The sequence below is a fragment of the Neorhizobium sp. T6_25 genome (genome assembly GCF_002968555.1).
Classification (GTDB): Bacteria; Pseudomonadota; Alphaproteobacteria; order Rhizobiales; family Rhizobiaceae; genus Neorhizobium.
In genome coordinates this window covers 1-21884 of record NZ_PVBL01000045.1, presented here as the reverse complement: position 1 = coordinate 21884, position 21884 = coordinate 1, and the positions used below count along the sequence as shown (strand labels likewise).

Genomic DNA, 21884 nt, shown 5'->3' with positions numbered 1-21884 from the left:
AGGCTATGAAGGTCGCGTTAACCTGTTGGGAAGACATCGAATTCAAGCAAGCAGTCAAGGCACTCGGGCGCCGCACATTGGACACAAGTGTGCTTGGCTTTCCCCGCTCTTGATGCCCTGCGGGAAGGCTATGAGGTCTACGTTCCTGTTGACGCGGTAGGCGGAACGTCGGTCGCTGCCAACGAGGCTGGCCTACGTCGGATCGAGCAAGCTGGCGGCAATATGACCAGCCGCGTCCAGTTGTACTGCGAATTTCAGCGGGATTGGGCTCGCAAAGCAACCGTCCCAGGTTTCATGGACGTCTTCGAAAGCTTCGATGGGTTCAACCCTGAAAAAGCGGCAGCTATCGCTTCGGCCTAAGGCCAGTTGAACGTCTTGTGGGCAGATAGGGCTCGATATCAGCCGACCAGTACTGCTTGGCAATGTTCTGGCTGTTGCGGATCACATGGTAGGCGATCTTCGGATCGCCTCCTTCGAATGTGTCGGGATCGGCGCCGCACATCAGGCAATACATCCTCTGATGAATGACGCTGGCGAAATATTCCAGCGCTGGCGCCGAGCCCTCCTCTCCCATGGCTTTCAATTCCGCCGCGGTCTGCGCCGTGGCGGCCTCCAGCGACAAGGCGACTGCATCGGCGAGCGTCTTGTCCGCCCTCATGATGATCTCCGAGATCCGTCGCTCTGTCGGCGTGGGTACCGGGCAGTTCTCTGTCACATATCACTCCGTGATCGATTGATGGTCGGGCTCTGCCGCCCCCTGTTCCCTTGTCCGGGTCAGAAGCGACACATAGTCCTTCGCGCTGCTGATAAAGAGCGCATCCGTTTCCGAAACGATCCCGAGCTTTGCGGCTCGTGCATCGATCGCCGCCTCCAGTCGCTCGACGAATTGCGGGTCAGATAGCCGCGCCTGATCCGCCAGGGCCTGCACGACCAGCGTCATCGCATAATGTTGCGCGGAGCGGATGAGCTCGCGACGCTCGCTTCTGTCCCTGTCGAGATCCTCGCTCCGCTCCCTCTTTCTCCGCATGGTCTTACGGTCTTCGCCTTCCCTTTCCCAGTGGCGCGCCACGTTGCGCCCCGCATAGAGGATCCTCCAGGCGATCTCCGGATCTCCACCCGCCGCAGTCGCGGGGTCGGCACCGCAGAGGCGCAGAAACAGATGGCGCATGACGCCATCGGCGAAATAGTCCTGCCGGGAGCGGGTGTCATCGGCACCCCGAAGATGATGCCCCGCACTCCGTGCCGCATTTTCGATTGCATCGTGGACAGCCGCCATCAGGATCCTGTCCGCATCCCACAGCGGATTGCTTTCGTCAGCCATATCATCCTCCCTTGCCGCCGACCGCTTCATTTGCGGAGCACGTCCTGCCACTCTGGATGCCGATCGATCTGAGCTTTCGCAAAGGGGCACAGGGGAATGATCGAGACCCCGTCGCGCCGTGCATCCTCGATCGCCTGACGAACAAGACGTTCCCCGACCTTTCGGCCCCGCAAGGCGGCAGGCACATCCGTATGGTCGATGATGATGAGTTGCGCGCCGGCGCGGCTATAGGTCATCTCCGCTTCGACGCCGTCGATGACGAGGCGGTAGCGACCCTTGGAAGCACCATCCTCCCGCTCGACCTCGCCGGCAACCGCCGATGGCGCAGCCTGCGACGGCCTGGCCTTCAGCGCGCGCACCTTGCCGCGCTCGCCATAGCTGCATTCGAGCAGATCCCTGTCCCAGCCACCCAGCTCGGCGGCCGCGTCATAGGTCGAGACCAGGAAGGAGAGAAGCGCTGCATCCGGATCGCTTGCCGTCTGCACCGCCTCATAGGGCAGGATGAACTCCGACAGACCCTCATGCCAGAAAGCTGCATCCGGCTTGACGGACGCCGCCCGGAAGCCACCCGGCGCGGGATAGGCATAGGCGTAGAAGGCCGGATAGTCTATGCCGCCGCCGCCCGGCCAGAAGCCCGCCGAAGATACTTCGTGATCATAGGCTTCCTGCGCCACATCATCCGGCAGGGCCGGAACACCGCCGGGATGAATGGGCGCGGGACGACCGGAGAACCGTGTGACGGCCAGGTCGAAACTCCCCCAGAAGAGGTGCACCGGACTGGACTTGCCGAGAAAGGATGTCCGAAACGTCTTGAAGACACCGTCAATGGCCATCAGGGCCTGATGAAATCTCCGGACGGCCTCACGGTCGTAAGGCCGGTCCCGATGATCCTCCTCGAAGGGCACCGGATCCGCCACCTCATTCGGCTGACCGTGGAATTCCGGTGTTCCACCGAGCTCGGAAATTAGTCGAATGAAGGCCGCATGGAACTCGGCAACCGTCATGTCGCGCAGAGCGAACGAGGCCTTGCGCCCGTCGCCACTCGTGCCCGAGACCCGGTGATCGTGAAAACCGACCGCAATCTCGATGCCGCGGCCGTCAGGGATGAGCGAGGATGTCAGACCGGACGGCGTGACATAGAAAGTCGCGTTCCATGAATGGTTGAGCCAGGGGGTATGGGCCAGTCGATATTTGCCGACCACTTGCAGGTAGAGATGCAAGGCCGAGCACGTTTCACGCCAGCCGAGATAATCGAGGGTAGGCCATTTGCTGCTCATGGGATATCCAATCTTAGAAAGAGGGCGAAGGGATGACGGCCTGGGCGAACCGGTCGCGCTTGCCGGACGCGGTTGCGCCCGGACCCTCAGTCCGGAAGCGGGATGTGCTCGTCGCGGTCATCGGCCGGCAGATCGAAGCGACCCTTGCCCCAATTCTCTGCCCGCCATTCCGCCTTGGCCGCTTCGATGCGCTCCTTGGATGACGCAACGAAATTCCACCAGACATAACGCGGGCCGGAAAGCGTCGCACCGCCGAGGATCATCAGACGCGCGCCGCGCTCGCCTGCCGCGACGGTGATCTTGTCGCCCGGACGGAACACCATCATCTGCGGCGCTTCGAAGCTTTGACCGGCGATCGAGATCGATCCTTCGACGATATAGATGCCCCGGTCCTCGTGGTTGTCCGGCATCGGGAAGAGCGATCCGCTCTCCAGAGTCACATCGGCATAGAACGTCTCGGAGAACATCGTGGCCGGCGCTACCTCGCCATAGGCATTGCCGAGGATCAGCCGCACCGTGGTTCCGCCGTCCTCGATGACCGGCAGGGACGCCTTGCCGTGGTGCTCGAAGCTCGGATCGACATCCTCGTGGCTGTCTGGCAGGGCGAGCCAGGTCTGGATCCCGAAGAGGCTGTTCGGGCCGGTGCGCGCAGTGGCCGTCGTGCGCTCCGAATGCGACACGCCGCGGCCCGCGACCATCCAGTTCAGCTCGCCGGGCCGGATCACCTGATTGGCGCCGGTGCTGTCGCGGTGATGAAAATCGCCGCGATAGAGATAGGTGACCGTTCCAAGGCCGATATGCGGATGCGGCCGGACATCGATCCCCTGCCCCGTGAGCAGTTCGGCCGGTCCGGCCTGATCGAAAAAGATGAACGGACCGACCATCTGGCGATTCGGCGCCGGCAAGGCACGGCGCACTTCGAAACCGCCGATATCGCGCGCACGGGGAATGATCAGGGTTTCAATTGCATCACTGCTGACCTCATCGGGACAGCCTGGTTCGATTGCCGGGTTCCAACTCATGTCTGGTCGCCTTTCCTTGTTTGCCAGGCGCGGATTTGCACGCGCCGCCCTGCTTGCTGCTCGTGTCCCGGAACTCGCCATGCAGCCGATGCCGGGGTGATGATGGTCTCGAGATCCGGCGCCGGGCTGTTTGCCTCCCTGCAGGACCTCTTCGGGCTCAAGCTCTCGTTTGATGGGCTCTGTCACCGCTGAGCGGTTCGGGAATGGGCCGGACATGAAGATGGCCCGCACCCGACATCGCATCGCCCTGCACCTGTTCGGACTGGCGCTCATAGTCGCGGCGGCGGACTTCTTCGGCCGCTTCCTCGACCTCTATCTCGGCAAAGCCGAGCGCACGCAGGCCGGCCGCGCCCATCTGGTAGGCGGATTCAACGGTTTCGCGGATCTCGAAATCCACGCCGGCGCGAATAAGCTCAACGGCGTGACCGCGATCGTAGCTGCGCACCAGGATCTTGGCCTGGGGGAATTCGTGCTGTGCCAGCTCCACGATATGGAGGGCAGCCTTGGGGTCATTGATGCAGACGATCAGCGCATCGGCCGTACCGGCGCCGGAATGGTGCAGCGTGTCGAGGCGTGTGCCGTCGCCGAAGAAGACCTTGAAGCCGAAACGCCCTGCTTCACGGATCCGGTCGGGGTTGGAATCGATGACCGACAGGTGGACGCCCTTTGCCAGGAGGAGTTGCGAGGCGATCTGTCCAAAGCGGCCAAAGCCGATGATAAGCACCCGGCCGCTCAGATTTTGCGCGGCTTCCACACCATGCATCTGCGGTGCGCTGCGCAGGAAACGGTCCGCCGCAATCATCAGGAGCGGTGTCAGCGCCATGGAGAAAATCACCACCGTCGTGAAGACGGCATTCGCACGCGCATCGATGACGCCGCCCGTCGCCGCTGCCGCGTAAAGCACGAAGGCGAATTCGCCGCCCTGCAGGAACATCGAGGTTCGATGGATTGCGTCGTGAACGGAACTGCCGAAGACACGCGCAACGCCGAAGACGACGGCGCCTTTTGCCAGCGTGAAAGCGCAGAGCATGGCCAGAAGAAGCAGCCATTCGGCGGCAACAACGGAAAGGTCGAGCGACATCCCCACGGCCAGGAAGAAGAGCCCCATCAGCAGGCCGCGAAACGGCTCGACATCGCTTTCGATCTGGTGCCGATAGCTCGAGCTCGACAGCATGACACCGGCGAGAAAAGCGCCCATCGCCATGGAAAGCCCGGCCATATCCATGAGCCAGGCAGCGGCGAGCACCACCAGCAGGGCGCCGGCCGACATGACCTCGCGGGTCCGCGCCCGTGCCAGGAGGGCGAAGAACGGGTTCAGCCCCCACTTTGCCACGCCGATCAGCACAAGCAGAGCGCCAATGCCCAAGAGGATGCTCGTCCACCCGGCCTGGCCGTCCGATAGGGGAGAGAGAAAGGCCACGACCGCCAGGAGCGGCACGATCATCAGATCTTCGAAGAGAAGAATGGAAACGGATTGCTGCCCCTCAGGCGTGGAAACCTCGCCGCGATCCTGAAGCACCGACATGATAACGGCTGTCGAGGAGAGGACGAAACCGGCGCCGGCAATAAAGGCGACGGGGGCGGACAGGCCGAAGACCAGCATTCCCGTCAGGGCAAGCGCGGCAATACCCAGCGCCACCTGCAGCAGGCCGAGGCCGAAAATCTGCCCGCGCATGGACCATAATTTCTGCGGGCGCAATTCCAGTCCGATCACGAACAGGAACATGACGACCCCGAGCTCGGAGAAATGCAGGATGGACAGCGTATTGGTAAATAGGCCAAGCACCGATGGTCCGACTAGGACACCGGCGGTGAAATAACCGAGCACAGAACCCAGGCCGAGACGGCGAAACAACGGCACTGCCGCGACGGCCGCTCCCATTTGAACAATAGCAGGACCGATCGTCTGTCCCAGGCTCACGTCAGCCATGCACTCGCCTTTCGATACCGGCCACCTCGACGATCGACATCAGCCGGCGGCGCCTTTTACGCTCCTTTGACGCTTCTAGGTTGAACATCCCGCCGACGCCGACATAATTGGTAGCCTTGCAGCAACTCGCTGGATAGTCGCGCAAACTGCAATAGTCTGTCTCGAAAAACGCAACGCCTAATGGAGGCTATCCGCGTTACCCTTTCTCTAAGGCACGCCGACGGCCGGTTGCACCTGGCCGGCTGCAAGGGACAAGTCCGCATTCATCGACAGAGAGGTTACCATCACCCAGACTCCAAGCAAATCTGCAAATACGCAGCCAGGCACCGACGCAAGGGAGGCTCACCTCCCGGACCGGCCCACCCGTCGCCGCTCATTCCTCGCCGATACGGTGGCGCTCCTGATTTTCTTCACGGCAACCGGCGCGCTCAACGAGCGCTTCATTGCCGGCATGAGCTGGGAGGAAGTCTGCAATGCCCGGCTCCTCGGTGCCGTACTCATGGTTCCGGTGGCTCGGCCCTATGGCTTGTGGCGGGATTGGATGATGAAGCGCGCCGGCGAGGCCACGATGTCGCAACTCTTCTGGGACAGCCTCTCCCTGATGACGTTTCAGGTGCCGATCTATGCGGCCATCATTGCCATCAGTGGCGCCGAAGGCGGCGGCCTGCTGAGCGGCATTCTCGGCGCGGCCGTCATGATGCTGGTGCTTGGCCGCCCCTATGGCGCCTTTCTCAACACGGTGCGACGCCTCTTCGGCCTTCCGAAGGGTGGCTCGAAGCCGATGTCGTTAAACACCGAGACCGGATCGCCTTGATCACGCTTGGCCGCTATCGGAAATCGTTGCCGGCAGGGGCGATGCGGACGACCACATGGATGGCCCTCCGGGGGCCATCGCTGTCTGCCGCACCGTCCCCCGCCGTCGCTTCAAAGACCGCCCTTGCTCGTCGGGGTCGGCGTGTTCAGCAATTGCTGCTCCCAGAGATAGGCAATGCCGCTGCCGCTCATGTGAGAGATCAGCACTTCCGTCAGTTCCTCGACATGCTCGGTACGTGCCCAGTCCCGCTGCCATTCACCCGCCAAAGCCATCCAGGTCATCATGTTGACGCCGGCCGAGATCATCCGCTGGATAGCGACCTGATGCGATTCCAGCGAACTTCCGCCCGAGGCGTCGGTAATGACGGTCACGTCCCAGCCTTCGCCGGCGGCCTGAATGGCCGGCATCGCCACGCAGACTTCCGTCCACAGACCGGCAATGATCAGCTGCTTGCGGCCCGTCGCCTTGACCAGCTCAACCACTTTCTCGTCCTCCCAGGTATTCACCCAGGTGCGGTCGATGACCTCCTGGCCAGGGAAGACATCGGTGATATGCTTGAAGATCTTGCCGCCGCGGTCGGCGATCACGCTGGTGAGGATGGTCGGGACGTTAAAGGCTTTTGCCAGCTTAGCCAGGGCCGTAACGTTGTTGACGATGGCTTGCGGATCGTGGCTATTGAGGTTGGTTAACTGATAGGGCTGGTGATCGATCAGAACAAGGACCGAATCCTCGGGCCGAAGCAGGGTATCGAGGCCGTTACGAAAGGTCATGGAAATATCCTATGTTGGCGGTTCGTCGGGCGTTCGCAGGCTGACCGCATCGGAGGGCTCTCCTACGCGACCAGCCAAACCTGACATTCTCTTACCCACGTCGGTAGCCGCAGGACGCGTGACGCGATGTTGCAGGAAAAGGAACACGAATTGGACATTGAGGATCTGAGGATATTCGTCGAAACCGCAGATGCCGGCGGCGTATCTTCAGCGGCGCTGCGTCTAGGTATGTCTAAATCGATGGTCAGCCGCAGGATCGCACAACTGGAATCAGAGCTTGGCGTGCAGTTACTCGCCAGAACCACCCGTGGCATTGCGCTGACGGAAGCTGGTGCAACTTTTAGGGAATACGCAGCCCGGACTTTTGCGGAACTGGACGTGGTCCGGGAAACGATCCTTCCAGCCGGAGAGCTTCGAGGGCGTATCCGCGTCGCCGCGCCGCTTACATTCGGCCCGACGCATTTTGCTCCCGTTCTGTCTCAGATGGCACGCCTACATCCACGCCTGCAGATAGATTCCTCCTATACAGACCGCTTTGTCGATCTTGTGGAAGAAGGTTTCGATTGTGCGATACGCGTCGGGTATCTCCCGGATTCAACTCTGGTGGCACGTCGCATCGGGCCCATACTTGGCACGTTGGTCGCGAGCCCTGCCTATATCGAGGCGCATGGTGCTCCCGCCACGCCGGACGAGATCGTCAATCACGAAGCCGTCTTTCGCAACAATGAGGCTTGGCAATTTACGGTTAACGACAAGATCGTTACGGTTCGCCCTCGGGGACGCTTCGTCGCCGACAACGGGGTGTCGCTGGTGGCGGCTGCTCTCGACGGTTTAGGACTCGCCTACGTTCCAGAACTGCTGGTTGCCAATCATATCTCATCAGGCGCCCTTGTGCCGATTATGACGTCTCATCCGATTCCGCCTGCCGCAATCTTTATCGTGCGACCGCCCAGCCAGTATCCGTCACGGAAACTAAGGGTGCTCACTGACATGCTGATCGAATGCTTTGGAACTTCCTCTCCTGGAGGCGATGCGTGAGACTCGAATAAAATCGCCGCCTTGAAGGGATTAGAACCGCCGACCTACCGCTTCTTTTCTCAAGCTGCTGAAAAAGCCCCCTTTGCTGCGTAACGGCTTATTATGGAACCTACGACTGCCGATAGGCGTCACACCCTTTTTTCTGACCACCATTCAGTCGATCGATTTTGCTGTTCTCACTGTAAGCAGTCGTCGCAGATTGAGATTGCGATCCGCGGCAAGTGCGAGGGAGGCGGTATCTTGATGAGAACGTTGTACCGCCGCTGCAACGCGAGCTTGGAGGGCAGGATCAGGTAGTTCAGAACCAAGCTCACGCCACAGCTTTTCCTGCATTGGGCCAAACATTTCCCAGAAGCCGCTCATGCCCTTCTCGCCTCCTGCCAGATGGTATGTCAGGAGGGGCCCCATCAAAGCCCATCGCAAGCCAGGCCCTTCGGTGACCGCTCGATCGATATCCTCCGCGGAGGCGACGCCGCTTTCGAGGAGATGGATGGCTTCACGAAAGATAGCAGCCTGCAACCTGTTGGCGACGTGGCCATAGATTTCCTTTTGCAGCCGGATGGGAACCTTTCCTAGACCGGCGTAAAAACACTCGGCTTGTTTCAGAAAAACCTCCTCCGTTCGCACGCCGCCCACGAGTTCGACCAGTGGTACCAGATGCGGCGGATTGAACGGATGGCCGAGCACCACCCGTTCCGGGTGGGCGCACGCAGCCTGCATATCGGTCACCGAAATTGCCGAGGAACTCGAGGCGATGATGACGTCGCGAGACGTCGCCGCGTCGATGCGGTGCATCAGCTCGATCTTGGCGTCCAGACGCTCGACTGCGTTCTCTTGGACAAAGTCCGTTTCCTTGCACGCCGCCTCGAGATCGGCCGAGAAGCGGAGTTTCCCGCGTCGGCCCGCATCGAGTAACGATTGCGGAAGGGATAGCCAACAGCGCTCTACTGCGGCGATCAGTTCGGCTTCGGCGTCCTCACGGATATCGGTGGCGACCACGTCGAGACCATGCGCCAGGAAGAGGCAGGTCCAGCTGGCGCCTATCGTCCCCGTCCCAACCACGGTGACCGTTCCAATTTCCTGCTTTTCCAATCCTGCCCTCCTCTTGCCTGCAATGCCGAAAGACGTCATGCGTCGATGGTGTGCGATGCTCAGTCCTCACGCCTCAGGCTCTGCGGCGCTTCGCCCTTCACGAGGTGGTGAGGACGATCCGCCCGTAGCCCTGCCGACACATCCGCTCCCACACCGCGCGGCGGCAGTTGGCGGATCCGAGCAGATAAACTGCGACGACCTTGTCGAATCCGCCATGCCATCTTGGGCATTGTTGACGAGGATGTCGATCCGGCAGCGGGCGGCTACGCGCTCCATCATCGCCTCGACATCGGCGAAGGAAGAGACGTCTGCGGGCTCGGCCACCGCTTCGCCGCTGGCCGCCTCGATCTCGCCCACCACCGATCGTGCCGCCTCTCCGACGGCACCTTCCGGCCCGGCCATGTCGTTGACGACGACTTTGCACCAGCACGGGCGAGCGCCACCGCGTGGCACCGGCCGAGACAGGTCCCGGCGCCGGTGACGATCGCTACCCGTCCCTCGAGTTCAGCCTGCATGCCATGTCTCTCCCATTCTCGCCGCACCTAGAAATTCACCCGGTCGGCACCCTTGAGCGCCAGCATGTCGCGGACCTCGTCAGGCGTCGCGATGCCCAACCCCAGCGCCTCCAGCACCTGGCGGATCCGGCGCACCTGTACGGCGTTCGACGTCGCGAGCCTGCCCGGACCGTCCCACAGCGAATCCTCCAGCCCGACCCGGACGTTGCCGCCCATTGCCGCCGCCATCGTGGTGATCGGCAACTGATGGCGCCCGGCGCCGAGCACCGACCAGACGTAGCTGTCGCCGAATAGCCGGTCGGCTGTGCGCTTCATGTGCGACACGTCGTCCGGGTGGGTGCCGATGCCGCCGAGAATGCCGAAGACGGTTTGGATGAAGAGCGGGCCCTCGACCAGGCCGAGGTCGCGGAAATGGGCGAGGTTATAGAGGTGGCTGGTATCGTAGCACTCGAACTCGAACCGCGTGCCTTTGCCGCCGCAGTGCTGGAGGATGTGCTCGATGTCCTTGAAGGTGTTCTTGAACACTGTGTCGCGGGTCTTCTCCAGATATTCCGGCTCCCAGTCGTGCTCGAACTTCTCGTAGCGGCTCAGCATAGGGTAGAGGCCGAAATTCATCGAGCCCATGTTGAGCGAGGCGACTTCGGGCGCAAACTTCAGCGCCGGTTGCAGGCGCTCCTCGACAGTCATCGTCGGGCTGCCGCCGGTGGTGAGGTTCAGCACCGCGCCCGTCGCCTGCTTGATGCGCGGCAGGAAGGCGGCGAAGGCGGCGGGATCCTGCGTAGGTCTGCCGTCAGCGGGATTGCGCGCATGCAGATGGAGAATCGCCGCGCCGGCCTCCGCAGCCTCGATCGCCTCCGCGGCGATCTGATCAGCGGTCACCGGCAGATGAGGAGACATGCTGGGGGTATGGATGCCGCCGGTGATGGCGCAGGTGACGATGACCTTGCGGGATGATCTGGCCATGTTCTCACTCCTTGCTGTCAGAGATTTTCGACATTGCCGCACACGCTGATCGCCTGGCCGGAAATGTTGGCGCCTCCCGGAGAGGCGAGGAACAGCGCGGTGGCCGCCACATCTTCGGGCTCGACCATGCGGCGGAGCGAGATGTTGGAAAGATATTGCGCCTCCATCTCCGCGTAGCTGACCCCTGCGGCGATGGCCCTATCACGGATGACGCCTTCGATGCGGGCACCGCGCACCACCCCCGGCAGGATGGCGTTGACGCGGACCCCGTCCGGACCCATCTCCTTGGCGAGGCTCTGCGTCAGCCCGACGATGCCCCACTTGGCCGCCGAATACGGCGTGCGCAGCGCATAGCCCAGGCGGCCGGCGACTGACGAGATGTTGAGGATCAATCCGGCATCACTGGCGCGCAGCAGCGGCGCGGCACGCCGCAGCACCAGGAACTGGCCCATCAGGTCGATATCGACGGTACGGCGGATGTCTTCAACCGAGAGTTCGTCGATGGCACCGGTCGGCCCGGCGATCCCGGCATTATTGACCAGAACGTCGAGTCCGCCCAGCCGCGCTGATGCGGCGTCGAGCAGCGCGTCGACCTGCGCCTCGTTCGAAATGTCCGCGAGGAGCGTCTCCACCTCCGGATGTTGTTCGGCGAAAGAGGCAAGCGCCATCTCGTCGATGTCGCAGGTCAGTACCCTCGCCTCGGCTTCGAGGAAGGCGCCGGCGATCGCCGCACCGATCCCCGAGGCGCCTGCGGTGACAAGAACCCGAAGACCGGCGCGCGGCCGCATCCTTTCAATCATGCTCATTTTGTATCCCGTCGATGCATGTCTAGAAGCAAGGCCATGTCAGGCGACCTCAAGCCAGTTGCGGCGCACCTCGGGTGCGGCGTCGAGTTCGCCGGGCGTGCCCTGAAACACCAGTTCGCCATGGCCCATGACCATGACCTGCTGAGCGACCTTGAGCGCGATCGTGAGCTTCTGTTCGACCAGCAGCACGGCGACGCCGCACCGGCCGATGTCGAGGATCACTTCCATCACGACCTCGACGATCTTCGGCGCCAATCCCTCGGTCGGCTCGTCGATCAGCAGCACACGGGGGTTGCCGAGCAGCGACCGGCAGATGGTCAGCATCTGCTGCTCGCCACCCGACAGGTAGCCGGCGCGGATGGTACGCCGCTCCTTCAGCCGAGGGAAATAGTCGTACATTTCTCCCAGCGACCAGCGATGGACGCCCCGCGCACCCTTCTGGACACCCATCGCCAGATTTTCCTCGACCGTCAGGTTGGGGAAGACCAGCCGTTCCTCGGGCACATAGCCGATGCCCTGGCGGCAGATGCCGTAGGGCCGCTGCCCGGCAAGCAACCGTCCGTCCAGCGTCACCGTTCCGGCCGTCGGGGGCACGAGGCCCATGATCGCCTTCAACAGCGTCGAGCGGCCCGAGCCGTTGCGACCGAGCAGCGAAACAATGGTGGATTCGGGGATCTCCATATCGATCCCGTGCAGAATGTGGCTCTTCCCATAGTGGGCGTGCAGCCCTTTGACTTCGAGCAGGCTCATGACGCCTCCTGGCCAAGATAGGCTTCCTGTACGTCGCGGTTGGCGCTGATCCGTTCGGGCGTATCGGTCGCCAGGATGTTCCCGTAGACCAGTACGGAAACCCGGTCGCAGAGACTGAAGACGACGCTCATGTCATGCTCGACCATCAGCAACGTCTTGCCTTCGGTGACCGAGCGGATCAGTTGCACCGCCTTCGCGGTCTCCTCGCGGGACATGCCGGCGGTCGGCTCATCGAGCAGGATCACGTCGGCCCCGGTCGTCAGGGTCATGCCGATTTCCAGCGCCCTCTGTTCGGAATAGGTAAGATCGCCGGCAAGATCGTGACCGCGCGCCTCCAGACCCACCCGCGACAGAACCTCGGCGGTTTCCGAGTTGACCTCCCTCATGACCGACACGGGGCGGAACAGGCCGTAGCGGATCCCGTGACGGGCAAGCACGCCGATGCGCAGGTTCTCGAACACGCTGAGGCGGTGGAAGATGTTGGTGATCTGGAACGATCGCGCCAGCCCGGCGCGGTTGATCCGGTGGGGCGAGAGGCCGCCGATGCTGCGTCCATTGAGCGAGATCTCGCCGGACGACGGTTGGAACATGCCGGAAATCAGGTTGAAGAGCGTGGACTTGCCGGCCCCGTTCGGGCCAATCACCGCGTGGCGCTCGCCGGTACGGATGTCGAGGTCCAGTCCCTGCATGACCCGGATCGGTCCGAAGGACTTGGTCACGGCGGCAAGCCGCAGCGCCGGCTGGTCTGTCATCACCGCAGTCATATCGCACCTCGCACGGAAGCAGGCTCGGCCGTGTCGTCGACCTGTCTGCCCTTGTGTTCCCACAGGACGGCGATCCGTCGGCGGGCGCCGACGAGGATGGCACCGCCACCGGCGAGCAGCACCAGGGGCACGAGCCACGTGAGAATCCCGGTCGGATGCCAGTATGAGCCGAACAGTTGGTAATCGGGCAGGCCACCGCCTGTGCTCCGCCGCATCCTCGCGTATTCCTCTCCGAACAGGACCGCGACGGTCTCGGTGAGGAACACCACGCCTGCCGTCAGCAGCAGTCCTCCGGCGAGCGCCAGCAGGTAAGGCCGCCAAACGCGTGGCCAGTCGAGGCGGTGCCGGTTGTGGATGTGATGCTGCACGACGCCGCCGATACCGGTCGGCACGAAAAGCATCACCAGCACGAAGATCAGGCCCTGGTAGAAGACCCAGGATCGGGTGAGGTCGGAGACCAGAAACGAGAACAGCGTGAATGCCACCGCGCCGATCACCGGACCGAGGAAGACAGTCGAGCCGCCGACGAACGTGTGCAGGACGACCTGGGCAGAGACGTCGCTGGCAAACAGCGAGTAGTTTGCCGTTTCGTTGGAGATGGCCAGCAGCGAGCCGGCGATCCCGGCCGTCATCGCCGAGATCGCGAAGACCACCACCTTGGCGGAATGCGCGTTGTAGCCGAGGAAGCGCACGCGCTGCTCGTTGTCGCGCAAGGCCAGCGTCAGCCGGCCGAATGGCGTGCGCGTGTAGGCCCAGAGGCCGAGGCCGCAGAGCAGGACCCATCCGAGCGTCAGATAATAGACCTCGATCGTCGAGCCGAAGATGATACCGCTCCAGGGCATCCTCATCGACGAGACGCCGGATTCGCCGCCGAACATCCCTTTCAGCTGCGGCGCCAGCGAGTGGAAGAGCTCGGCGATGGCAAGCGTCACCAGAGCGAAGTAGACGCCGGATCGCATCGTGGCGAAATAGCCGGCGAAAAGCCCGAGCAGAAGGCCCGCGGCGGCCCCTGCCAACGGCACCAGCGGCGTCGGGAAGGCGAACCCGCCCTCGATCGCGATCATCAGATGCAGGGCGGCGAATGCCCCTATTCCGAAATAGGCGGCATGCCCGAACGAGAGCAGCCCGGCCTGCCCCATCAGCAGGTTGAATGCCAGCACGAAGAGGCTTGCGATCAGAAGGTTGACCAGCGCGTTCTGCCAGGCGGCGCCCAGGAAGGGCGGAAGGGCGAGCAACAGCACCAGAACGACGACAATGAAAATGTTTCGCATCGAGACCATCTCAGTTGCGCTCGCCCATCAGTCCCGCCGGTCGGACCAGCAGCACGAGCAGCATCAGTGCGAAGGGGATCGTGGCGCTGATCGACGACAGTTGGAGCGTCATTAAACCTCCGATCGACGTCGCCCAGTCACCGAGGCCGACGAAGCCGAAGAGGTTTGCCAGCGACCAGTCCAGGCCGACCGCGAAGGACGAGAACAGGCCGATCAGCAGCGAGGCGACCAGCGACCCCTTGAGCGAGCCAAGCCCGCCGACGACGACCACGACGAAGACGATGACCCCGAGCTCGATCCCCATGTTCGGGTTGGTCGGATAGAAGGCTCCCGCAACAGCGCCGGCCAGTCCGGCAAGTGCGGCGCCGGATCCGAAGACGAACATGAATACGAGTGGGATGTTGTGACCCAGCGCCTCTGCCATGGCCGGCAAGCGTTCGGCTGCTCGTACGACGATGCCGGTCCGGGTCCGCGTCAGCAATAGCCACAGGAGGGTGAACATCAACACCGCCACACCACCGATGAACAGCCGGTAGAACGGATAGTCGGCGCCGAAGATCTGGAAGGCGGAAAACCGCATGTCGCTCGGCATCTGGTAGTTCACCGGAAAATCGCCGAAGAACAACTTGACCAGTTCCTCGATGATCAGCGCTAGCCCGAACGTCAGGAGCAGTTCGTGGGCATGACCGTGCGCATGGACCCGCGGCAGCAGGAAGCGCTCGATCGCCATCCCGGTCAATCCGACGAAGATCGGTGCGACGACGATCCCTGCCCAGAAGCCGAACAGCGACGAGACGGCGTAGGCGACGTATGCGCCCAGCATGTAGAACGATGCATGCGCGAAGTTCAGGACGCCCATCATGCCGAAGATGAGCGTCAGGCCGGCCGAGACCATGAACAGCAGCAGGCCGTATGTCACGCCGTTCAGCGTTGAGATGATCGCAAATTCCATGGGACTTCCTAAGTGGGAAACGGCAGAAATCGTCCGGCCGGCAGCGACGCCCGCCGGACCACGGCCTGCGTGATCTACTGCTTGGGCCGTTCCATCTTGCAGCTTTCCTGGACCGGATAGATCGCCGCATCACCGGCGATCACCTTGACCGTCTGGAAGCCCATGTCGGTGCCGTCCGCCGGGTACTTCGGCTTCTCGACGACCTTCGAGACGACCACTGGACGGATCGTCTGGTGGTCGTCTTTGCGCACCGAGATGGGGCCGAGCGGGGTTTCGTAGGTGGTGTTTTCGAGCGCCAGCGCGATCTTCGTCACGTCGATCTCGCCACCGTTAAAATTGACGGTGCCCAGCGCCTGCTGCAGCGCGCCGAGCGCGAATGCCGAATGTCCCTCGACGAAGATCGGATAATGACCAGTCGCCGTCTTGAACGCTTCGGCGAACTTGCCGTCGGTCGCGGCGTTGTCGTAGTTGTTGGCGATGTAGTGGCCAAGTGCGGTCTTGCCGGCATTGGCGATGTTGCCGGGCTGATCGAGGAAGGCCGTGGCAAAGGTCACATCCAGCCCGGCATCGCCCGCGGCCTTCATCAGCAGCAGCAGGTCGTTCGACCAGTTGCCGGTAAAGACGGTGTCGGCGCCGCCCGATTTGATCCGCGCGACGAACGGTGCAAAGTCCTGGATCTTGTTGACGTCGTGCAGCACTTCGCCGACGACCTTGTAGCCGCCCCCGTCAGCCGCCGCAGCGACTGCAGCCTGCATGTCCTGGCCCCAGGAATAGTTTTGATTGATGGAGTAGACGCTCTTGCCGAGGTCGCCAGCCTCCTTCATCGCGCTGACCAGCGCATTCACCCGCATCGGCGCGGTTGCCGTATAGCGGAAGTGGTAGAACTGGCACTTGGCCCCGGTAAGCTCCATCGCGTCGGCACCAAGGTTGATGAAAATCACCTCCTTGCCGGCATTCCGCAGATTGTGCTTACGCACATCCTCTGTCAGCTGCCCGGCGATCGCCGAGGAGGCACCCTGGAAGATGACGTCGACGCCATCGGCCACAGCCTTGCGAAACTTGTCGGCAGCTTCCGGCGCACCGCCGGCATTGTCGTATTCCGTCACCACAACGGGCTCACCGTTGAAGCCGCCCGCGGCATTGATGCGGTCCACTCCATACTTGACGGCGTTGGCATAAAGCCGCCCGGTCGAGGTCTGCGCGCCCGACAGGCTTTCGATGATGCCGATCTTCAAGGGTTCGGCCATGGCCGACGTTGCGCTCAACGCGGCTACAGCAGTAGCAGCGGCCCATGCGAGACGTTTCATATCGTTCTCCTCCCAGAGATATCTAACTGCGTGCCGCTCCCGCCTGGCTGCGTCAGCCTGACAGAACCTCCTTGGGCACTGACCAATCTAAACACAGCCGCAGCGGGCTGTAAAGCTATAAGATATGTGATCACACGTGAAGATACCGTGGCGGCGCTCAGGGTCCCCGTTGCCTGCATGGCAAATTGAAAGTAGAACGCCGGTGCGTGGGAGGCTGGAGGCTGCTTGCTGCCCCGTTCCCTGTACAAGCGCGCAACTCCTTCGACGCAGCCCAGCGAGGCCTCAAGCACGTGAACAGTTTCGATATGACGACGAAGAGCCCGCGCACGCTGACGCCGGTCGACGTGACGACGGTGCAGGAGCGCGTCTACCAGAGCCTCCGGCTTGGTCTTCTGAAGGGGGAATTCTTGCCCGGAGAACAGGTGTCGATCCGTTCGCTTGCTGAAGTCTTCGGCACCAGTCCTATGCCGGTGCGCGAGGCGGTTGCTCGCCTGATCGCCGAACGGGCGATCGAGCAATCGGGACCACGGACGCTGCGTGTGGCGCCTTATCTGGCTTCGGACCACGAGAATTATATCCGTGTCCGCATGCAGCTGGAAGGTTATGCGGCGGAACGGGCGGCCAGTGCACCCAAGAATCCTGCACTTGTTGGCGCTCTCAGACGTCACAATGAGGGTATCGCAGAGGCGCTCGAGGCTGGCGACTTCGATGCTGCCTTGGCTGGCAACCAGGCCTTTCATTTCGAACTCTACCGGGCCGGCGGTTATCCGCAACTGCTCGATATCATCTCGACGCTCTGGCTCCGCACGGGTCCCATCGTAGCCTCCGCGCGTCGGGACAAGGCTCTGTTTGAGCGGATCTTCAATATTGGCGTCAAGATCCACAATGATGCTATCGATGCGGTTTCGCAGCGAGATCGCGCGGCTGCACGCCGCGCCATTAATCTCGACATCCGTTCATCGCACCTGTCGATCAGGCGATTCTACAAGAATGCATCGGGCGGAACGGATAGCGCTGGTAGTTGAGCTTCAAAAGCCAACATGTTCCAGCTCTACGTCTCGAAGCTCGGCGGGGGATTTCAACGACGAGGCCTCAAAACGCTCGATTGCGATCATCGCCTACGTGCGGCAAGGCCGGACAGAAGGGAGCGAAGGCCACTGCGTGTACTCTCGGCGAGCCCCATCCGCAGCCTTGTGCCAAGCGTTCGCGTCACGACTTCTCGATCTGGGCAAGACCGAAGATCAGCAGTGCGAATGCTCCGAGAATATTTATGACGACAAACGTCGTTTGTAAGATGAACTCCCTGAATCCGGCCGCGAAGCGCCGCTTATTGCTTGCCGGCTAGGGAATTCTAAAGCGTCCGGATGCGCGCAAGGCCTCTCCGATACCTGCACGCCACCAAGATCGGCTAATTGAAAACCAAGACCAGCAGCGGGACTTTTTCCTTCCGGATGGAACCATGCCGGCCGCAGCGCTGATTGCCTACCTGACCTATGCGGCGGGTACAGTCATGGACTTCAAGGAGCGTGGGCAGCGAGAACTTGCATGGCTTTCCCCGAGCGAAGCGGCAAGGCGTGTCCGAGGACTGGAACTTAAATCAATGCTTGTCGAATTCCCTTCTCTGGCTCGCGTTCTCGTCGGCTGGCCGTCGAAGGTCCCATTCGCCCAGCCCCTCAATGAAGCGTGAAGTTTTCCGGCCCCAGTAGCTGCGTCAGGCGAAGTACAGGAACCGGTTTCAGGTGCCGCAGTAGGCAATGCGCCAGCAGCTCGACCGATTGTCCACGGTCAGACAGGTTCAGCGTTCGAACCGCTCGAGCATCCTCTTCAGTTGTGCATTTTGCAGCTGAAGCTTGCGCGCCAGCTGGTCCCGCAGCAGCCTGATCTCCTCATCAAGGCGGATTGCGGCGTCGGAAACGGCGGGAACGCCTGGAGGGGGTGGCGGAACGGCTTCACCCCCTGCCGCTGTCTTGCCCCGCGTGCGGCGCTTTCGCGTTGCACCTTCGCCAGTCTGCGTGGGTTTCGGTGCGCCGTGCACGGCCGAATTGGCGTTACCGGACAAGGCCGGATCAGCCGCCTCCACGCGCCCGGCGCCTTCGATATCTGCCGTGCCGTCAACAGCGCTTGCCGTTTCTTCGGAATGATCCGGGACCGCTGACACCACCTCCGATTGTTCGTAGGCGACCGGCTTTTCGTCGACCGGAGGATCGACGGCGTTCAATCCGTTGTCGGCGACCGTTTCGGTCGGTTTGGCGATGGCCAGTACGTCCGGCTTCACGTCATCGGTCCGGCCCTGTTCGTGGCGCTGCTGACGTCGCGGCGACACAAGCCGGGTAAGAAGCTTCCAGGGAGACGCCATTTTATTCGACCTCGTATTCTACCTCGCATGCAGGCTGCGAGCAAAAGCTTTGGCGGCGGGACTAGCCGCCGCCAAGATATTCGTCTCGATATAGCCTTGAGAATGCGGCCGGCGCTTGACCGACGGCTGCCGATCAACCGAGGTTGAGCCGCTTTCGCAGATCGGCATTTTCAGCACGCAGCTTCTCGGCCAGCTGCTTGCGCAGTCTTTGGTTTTCGTCTTCCAGCTGCAGGAGATCCGCAAACTCGTCAACTGCCGCCACCGACGGAGCGGTCGCTGCCTGCACCGCCTTCGCAGCACGTTTGACAGGCGCACGTTTGGCGCTTGGCGCACCTTCGTCGGACCTTGCCTTGCGTCCTCTCTTCGGCTTGACCGCTGCGGCATTCGAAGCCGCTGCCGGTTGCGCCGAAACTGCGGCTGAGCCCGTTTCAGCGGCCGCCTTTTTGGCGCGAGGTTTGCGCTCCTTCTTCGGTGCGGGCGCCGCAACCGTCGGCGTCTCAGCATCAGTCATCTATTCATATCGTCGGCCATTATGGTCTCCTGTAGAGCCGAATTGATTGCAGGACCGGCAACTGCGGGTGAAGCCTCTTATCGCTCGCTTCGATCTGTATTCCTCCTCGGGGCAACAAACGTTTAGGGCGCGACGGGCTGGTTTATTTCGAAGGTGATGGAACGATCATCGCCCGAAAGGATTGCCTGCTCACGGATCTGTGAACAAGGATCCGCACGAGAGGAAATCCCCAAATGTACAAGATCATTTTTGCCGCGGCGTTGCTTGGCGCGTCCGCGTTCTCCGCGCTGGCCCAGACGACCCCGGCTCCGACGACCAATGGCAATACACCGGCGGTCGCAACTCCCGATTCCAAAAATGCCACGGCACCTGTCGAAGGCGCCAACAGCTTCACCGAGAGCCAGGCCAGAGGCCGCATCGAGAAAGCCGGCTACACCGACGTCAAGGATCTCAAGAAGGATGACAAGGGCATCTGGATGGCGTCCGGCATGAAGGACGGCAAGTCCGCCGTAATCGCCCTCGACTATCAGGGCAACGTCGTCGCCAAGTGACGCTCAATCATTTCCAAGGAGAATACTCAAATGAATACCGTTACCGGACTTTTCGACGACTATACCGACGCCAGCGCTGCGGTCAGCGCCCTTGAATCCGCAGGCGTTCCTTCCAGCGACATCAGCATCGTTTCGAACAATGCCGACAATCGCCACGGCGAGCATTCCAACGCGGGCGAAGGTGCCGGCACGGGCGCTGGCATCGGCGCAGTGGTCGGCGGTGCTGGCGGGCTTCTGACAGGCCTCGGCCTGATGGCGATCCCGGGTGTCGGACCTGTCGTTGCGGCCGGCTGGCTCGCCGCAACGGCCGCTGGCGCCGTTGCCGGTGCTGTCGCAGGCGGCGCAGCTGGCGGTCTGATTGGCGCCATGACCAGCTCGGGCGTCTCGGAAGAAGATGCCCATGTTTATGCAGAAGGTGTCCGCCGCGGTGGCTCGCTTGTGACGGCCAAGGTCGATGACGCGCTTGCGCCGCAAGCCGAGGCGATTCTCAAGCGCTCGAACTGGGTCGACCCGGCCGAACGGCGTGTTGCCTACAACCAGCAGGGCTGGACAAGGTTCGATGCCACGCTCGACCCCTACGGTCCCGAGCAGATCGAACAGGAACGCGGTCGCTATCGTCGCCCCGGCCTCTGACCTCAACTCACGCGCGTCCTGCGAAGGGCGCGCGTTCTTCATTGATTACCGCGGTCAGCGTCGCTGACCATAATAGGAGCCTATCATGGCCAAAGAAATCAAGAAGCTTGACGAGCTGTTTCACGACACCCTGAAGGACGTCTATTTTGCCGAAGGCAAAATCGTCGAAACCCTCCCGAAGATGGAGAAGGCCGCCAAGAACAAGGAACTCAAGGCCGCATTCACCAAGCACCTGGGTGAAACCAAGGTTCACGTCGAGCGCCTGGAAGAGGTCTTTAAGATCATCGGTCAGAAGCCGCAGAAGAAGACCTGCGACGCCATCATGGGCATCACCAAGGAGGGTGCCGAGATCATGGAGGAGTACGAGGGTTCTCCCGCTCTCGATGCCGGCCTTCTGGCTGCAGCCCAGGCCGTCGAGCATTATGAGATGTCGCGTTATGGCACCCTGCGGACCTGGGCCCTCGAGCTCGGAATGAAAGATGCCGCCAAGCTGCTCCAGACAACACTCGATGAAGAGCAGGCGACCGACATCGCCCTCACCTTGATTGCGACGTCTGTCGTCAATCAGAAGGCCGAATAATACGAAGGGGACTTCAAGTTCTGGAGTCCCCGCGACCTCGGCTCCTATACCCAGCGACCGCCCTCAAGCCTTGTTCAGCTCGATATCACGGCGCCACTTAAGAATTATGCAAAATCTAGCTCAACAATGAGACGGGCGTGAGAGACAACAATGTCGAGCAGGCGCTGCGGGTTCTGAAAAAGAAACTGCAGCGCCAAGGTGTTTTTCGGGAGATGCGCCTGCGCGAGCACTTCGAGAAACCGTCAGAGAAGCGGACACGCGAAGGCAGACGCTGTCCGCCGCGCCCGCAAGCTGATGAGGAAGAAATTGGAGCGGGAGGGTGCGTGCAGTTGCAGTCTCGTTAAGCAAGAAAGGTCAACGCTAGCCATCCGCGACTAGCCGTTGATCGGCGACCGACGAGTCCACACTCCCCCGGCCGCCGGCTCGCCCACGCTTATCGCTGAGATCGAGTAGCGCGAGATTGCTGCCTCCTAAAAAGCAGCCTTGAATCAGACCCTACCTGATTTGAAAAGGCACTTTGTCAACAGGGCCTAACACTACTTTGGCAGAATTGATTTTGGCGTCATTTGGAACCTGATACGGCAGTGTGGACATCGTTGTGGTGGATGGTGGTTTGAGAGCGCGGCTATGACGGCGCGTCGGATAGCTGGCAGTGTCGGTT

At 61.9% G+C, this 21884-nt stretch carries 23 protein-coding genes and 3 pseudogenes; 9 read left to right on the top strand and 17 right to left on the bottom strand.

Annotated features, from left to right (window positions below):
- Positions 1-23: 23 nt before the first annotated feature.
- A pseudogene (locus C5L10_RS32550) lies at positions 24-360 on the top strand (isochorismatase family protein); the annotation flags it as partial.
- On the opposite strand, the gene C5L10_RS32545 reads toward C5L10_RS32550, so the two are convergent.
- The 5 genes from C5L10_RS32545 to C5L10_RS32525 all read right to left on the bottom strand — a co-directional run bounded on the left by C5L10_RS32545 (position 344) and on the right by C5L10_RS32525 (position 5550).
- The gene (locus C5L10_RS32545) at positions 344-715 is read right to left on the bottom strand and encodes a hypothetical protein (protein ID WP_371412019.1); all 372 of its coding nucleotides are present in this window, start codon (positions 713-715) and stop codon (positions 344-346) included. The pseudogene C5L10_RS32550 and the gene C5L10_RS32545 overlap by 17 nt on opposite strands.
- A gap of 3 nt (positions 716-718) precedes the next feature.
- Complete coding sequence (locus C5L10_RS32540; protein WP_105433087.1) at positions 719-1321, bottom strand: hypothetical protein; 603 nt, start codon at positions 1319-1321, stop codon at positions 719-721.
- A gap of 26 nt (positions 1322-1347) precedes the next feature.
- Positions 1348-2598, bottom strand: a complete 1251-nt coding sequence (locus C5L10_RS32535; protein WP_105433086.1) for a DUF5996 family protein — start codon at positions 2596-2598, stop codon at positions 1348-1350.
- A gap of 86 nt (positions 2599-2684) precedes the next feature.
- A complete protein-coding gene (locus C5L10_RS32530) occupies positions 2685-3620 on the bottom strand; it encodes a pirin family protein (RefSeq protein WP_105433085.1) in 936 nt (311 codons plus the stop codon).
- Between the two features lie 157 nt (positions 3621-3777).
- On the bottom strand, positions 3778-5550 hold the full coding sequence (locus C5L10_RS32525; protein ID WP_105433084.1) for a monovalent cation:proton antiporter-2 (CPA2) family protein: 1773 nt from the start codon (positions 5548-5550) through the stop codon (positions 3778-3780).
- 265 nt (positions 5551-5815) lie between these two features.
- On the opposite strand from C5L10_RS32525, the gene alaE reads away from it, so the two are divergent.
- A complete protein-coding gene (gene alaE / locus C5L10_RS32520) occupies positions 5816-6364 on the top strand; it encodes an L-alanine exporter AlaE (RefSeq protein WP_371412020.1) in 549 nt (182 codons plus the stop codon).
- Between the two features lie 110 nt (positions 6365-6474).
- Here alaE and C5L10_RS32515 read toward each other — a convergent pair whose 3' ends face one another.
- Complete coding sequence (locus C5L10_RS32515; protein WP_105433082.1) at positions 6475-7134, bottom strand: hydrolase; 660 nt, start codon at positions 7132-7134, stop codon at positions 6475-6477.
- A 150-nt stretch (positions 7135-7284) separates the two neighbouring features.
- Here C5L10_RS32515 and C5L10_RS32510 point away from each other — a divergent pair, with 150 nt between their 5' ends.
- Complete coding sequence (locus tag C5L10_RS32510) at positions 7285-8172, top strand: LysR family transcriptional regulator (protein WP_172717308.1); 888 nt, start codon at positions 7285-7287, stop codon at positions 8170-8172.
- A gap of 153 nt (positions 8173-8325) precedes the next feature.
- On the opposite strand, the gene C5L10_RS32505 is transcribed toward C5L10_RS32510, so the two are convergent.
- The 9 genes from C5L10_RS32505 to C5L10_RS32465 all read right to left on the bottom strand — a co-directional run bounded on the left by C5L10_RS32505 (position 8326) and on the right by C5L10_RS32465 (position 16592).
- Entirely contained in the window at positions 8326-9264 is a 939-nt protein-coding gene (locus C5L10_RS32505; protein ID WP_205837121.1) for a 3-hydroxyacyl-CoA dehydrogenase NAD-binding domain-containing protein, read from the bottom strand.
- Positions 9265-9330: 66 nt separating this feature from the next.
- Entirely contained in the window at positions 9331-9717 is a 387-nt protein-coding gene (locus C5L10_RS34205; protein WP_205837120.1) for a hypothetical protein, read from the bottom strand.
- Positions 9718-9806: 89 nt separating this feature from the next.
- A complete protein-coding gene (locus C5L10_RS32495; RefSeq protein WP_105433079.1) occupies positions 9807-10742 on the bottom strand; it encodes a 3-keto-5-aminohexanoate cleavage protein in 936 nt (311 codons plus the stop codon).
- Between the two features lie 17 nt (positions 10743-10759).
- Positions 10760-11548, bottom strand: coding sequence for an SDR family oxidoreductase (locus C5L10_RS32490; protein ID WP_105433078.1), 789 nt, complete (start codon positions 11546-11548; stop codon positions 10760-10762).
- Between the two features lie 39 nt (positions 11549-11587).
- On the bottom strand, positions 11588-12298 hold the full coding sequence (locus C5L10_RS32485) for an ABC transporter ATP-binding protein (protein WP_105433077.1): 711 nt from the start codon (positions 12296-12298) through the stop codon (positions 11588-11590).
- Complete coding sequence (locus C5L10_RS32480; protein ID WP_172717307.1) at positions 12295-13050, bottom strand: ABC transporter ATP-binding protein; 756 nt, start codon at positions 13048-13050, stop codon at positions 12295-12297. Before C5L10_RS32480 ends, C5L10_RS32485 begins: the two co-directional genes overlap by 4 nt.
- Before the next feature lie 8 nt (positions 13051-13058).
- Positions 13059-14342 carry a branched-chain amino acid ABC transporter permease gene (locus tag C5L10_RS32475; RefSeq protein ID WP_105433075.1) on the bottom strand — a complete coding sequence of 428 codons (1284 nt, stop codon included), beginning with the start codon at positions 14340-14342 and terminating at the stop codon, positions 13059-13061.
- Between the two features lies 1 nt (position 14343).
- On the bottom strand, positions 14344-15285 hold the full coding sequence (locus C5L10_RS32470; protein WP_105433074.1) for a branched-chain amino acid ABC transporter permease: 942 nt from the start codon (positions 15283-15285) through the stop codon (positions 14344-14346).
- Positions 15286-15359: 74 nt separating this feature from the next.
- A complete protein-coding gene (locus C5L10_RS32465; protein WP_105433073.1) occupies positions 15360-16592 on the bottom strand; it encodes a branched-chain amino acid ABC transporter substrate-binding protein in 1233 nt (410 codons plus the stop codon).
- Between the two features lie 290 nt (positions 16593-16882).
- On the opposite strand from C5L10_RS32465, the gene C5L10_RS32460 reads away from it, so the two are divergent.
- Positions 16883-17617: a GntR family transcriptional regulator gene (locus C5L10_RS32460; protein WP_172717303.1), complete on the top strand. Its 735-nt coding sequence runs from the start codon at positions 16883-16885 to the stop codon at positions 17615-17617.
- A gap of 434 nt (positions 17618-18051) precedes the next feature.
- Complete coding sequence (locus C5L10_RS34640; RefSeq protein WP_245448356.1) at positions 18052-18279, top strand: hypothetical protein; 228 nt, start codon at positions 18052-18054, stop codon at positions 18277-18279.
- A 108-nt stretch (positions 18280-18387) separates the two neighbouring features.
- Here the strand turns inward: C5L10_RS34640 and C5L10_RS32450 are convergent, their stop codons facing one another.
- Together C5L10_RS32450 and C5L10_RS32445 are read right to left on the bottom strand one after the other, a co-directional pair.
- A complete protein-coding gene (locus C5L10_RS32450) occupies positions 18388-18948 on the bottom strand; it encodes a hypothetical protein (protein WP_105433071.1) in 561 nt (186 codons plus the stop codon).
- Between the two features lie 133 nt (positions 18949-19081).
- A pseudogene (locus C5L10_RS32445) lies at positions 19082-19500 on the bottom strand (transcriptional regulator); the annotation flags it as partial.
- 192 nt (positions 19501-19692) lie between these two features.
- Between C5L10_RS32445 and C5L10_RS32440 the strand changes: the two are divergent.
- The 4 genes and pseudogenes from C5L10_RS32440 (at position 19693) to rpsU (ending at position 21601) form a co-directional block, all read left to right on the top strand.
- The gene (locus tag C5L10_RS32440; RefSeq protein ID WP_105433069.1) at positions 19693-20010 is read left to right on the top strand and encodes a hypothetical protein; all 318 of its coding nucleotides are present in this window, start codon (positions 19693-19695) and stop codon (positions 20008-20010) included.
- Between the two features lie 30 nt (positions 20011-20040).
- Positions 20041-20643 carry a general stress protein gene (locus C5L10_RS32435; protein WP_105433068.1) on the top strand — a complete coding sequence of 201 codons (603 nt, stop codon included), beginning with the start codon at positions 20041-20043 and terminating at the stop codon, positions 20641-20643.
- A gap of 85 nt (positions 20644-20728) precedes the next feature.
- Positions 20729-21223, top strand: coding sequence for a ferritin-like domain-containing protein (locus C5L10_RS32430; protein ID WP_105433067.1), 495 nt, complete (start codon positions 20729-20731; stop codon positions 21221-21223).
- 137 nt (positions 21224-21360) lie between these two features.
- Positions 21361-21601, top strand: a pseudogene (rpsU, locus tag C5L10_RS32425) (30S ribosomal protein S21).
- The last annotated feature ends 283 nt before the right edge of the window (positions 21602-21884 follow it).

Excerpts from the sequence above, each read along its gene's own strand:
- C5L10_RS32515 (WP_105433082.1), bottom strand. The coding sequence starts at position 7,134 with ATGACCTTTCGTAACGGCCTCGATACCCTGCTTCGGCCCGAGGATTCG.
- C5L10_RS32475 (WP_105433075.1), bottom strand. The coding sequence starts at position 14,342 with ATGGTCTCGATGCGAAACATTTTCATTGTCGTCGTTCTGGTGCTGTTG.
- C5L10_RS32430 (WP_105433067.1), top strand. The coding sequence starts at position 20,729 with ATGGCCAAAGAAATCAAGAAGCTTGACGAGCTGTTTCACGACACCCTG.
- C5L10_RS32525 (WP_105433084.1), bottom strand. The coding sequence starts at position 5,550 with ATGGCTGACGTGAGCCTGGGACAGACGATCGGTCCTGCTATTGTTCAA.
- C5L10_RS32465 (WP_105433073.1), bottom strand. The coding sequence starts at position 16,592 with ATGAAACGTCTCGCATGGGCCGCTGCTACTGCTGTAGCCGCGTTGAGC.
- C5L10_RS32440 (WP_105433069.1), top strand. The coding sequence starts at position 19,693 with ATGTACAAGATCATTTTTGCCGCGGCGTTGCTTGGCGCGTCCGCGTTC.
- C5L10_RS32485 (WP_105433077.1), bottom strand. The coding sequence starts at position 12,298 with ATGAGCCTGCTCGAAGTCAAAGGGCTGCACGCCCACTATGGGAAGAGC.
- C5L10_RS32470 (WP_105433074.1), bottom strand. The coding sequence starts at position 15,285 with ATGGAATTTGCGATCATCTCAACGCTGAACGGCGTGACATACGGCCTG.
- C5L10_RS32490 (WP_105433078.1), bottom strand. The coding sequence starts at position 11,548 with ATGAGCATGATTGAAAGGATGCGGCCGCGCGCCGGTCTTCGGGTTCTT.
- C5L10_RS32495 (WP_105433079.1), bottom strand. The coding sequence starts at position 10,742 with ATGGCCAGATCATCCCGCAAGGTCATCGTCACCTGCGCCATCACCGGC.
- C5L10_RS32450 (WP_105433071.1), bottom strand. The coding sequence starts at position 18,948 with ATGGCGTCTCCCTGGAAGCTTCTTACCCGGCTTGTGTCGCCGCGACGT.
- C5L10_RS32480 (WP_172717307.1), bottom strand. The coding sequence starts at position 13,050 with ATGACAGACCAGCCGGCGCTGCGGCTTGCCGCCGTGACCAAGTCCTTC.
- C5L10_RS32540 (WP_105433087.1), bottom strand. The coding sequence starts at position 1,321 with ATGGCTGACGAAAGCAATCCGCTGTGGGATGCGGACAGGATCCTGATG.
- C5L10_RS32530 (WP_105433085.1), bottom strand. The coding sequence starts at position 3,620 with ATGAGTTGGAACCCGGCAATCGAACCAGGCTGTCCCGATGAGGTCAGC.
- C5L10_RS34640 (WP_245448356.1), top strand. The coding sequence starts at position 18,052 with ATGCCGGCCGCAGCGCTGATTGCCTACCTGACCTATGCGGCGGGTACA.
- C5L10_RS32435 (WP_105433068.1), top strand. The coding sequence starts at position 20,041 with ATGAATACCGTTACCGGACTTTTCGACGACTATACCGACGCCAGCGCT.
- C5L10_RS32535 (WP_105433086.1), bottom strand. The coding sequence starts at position 2,598 with ATGAGCAGCAAATGGCCTACCCTCGATTATCTCGGCTGGCGTGAAACG.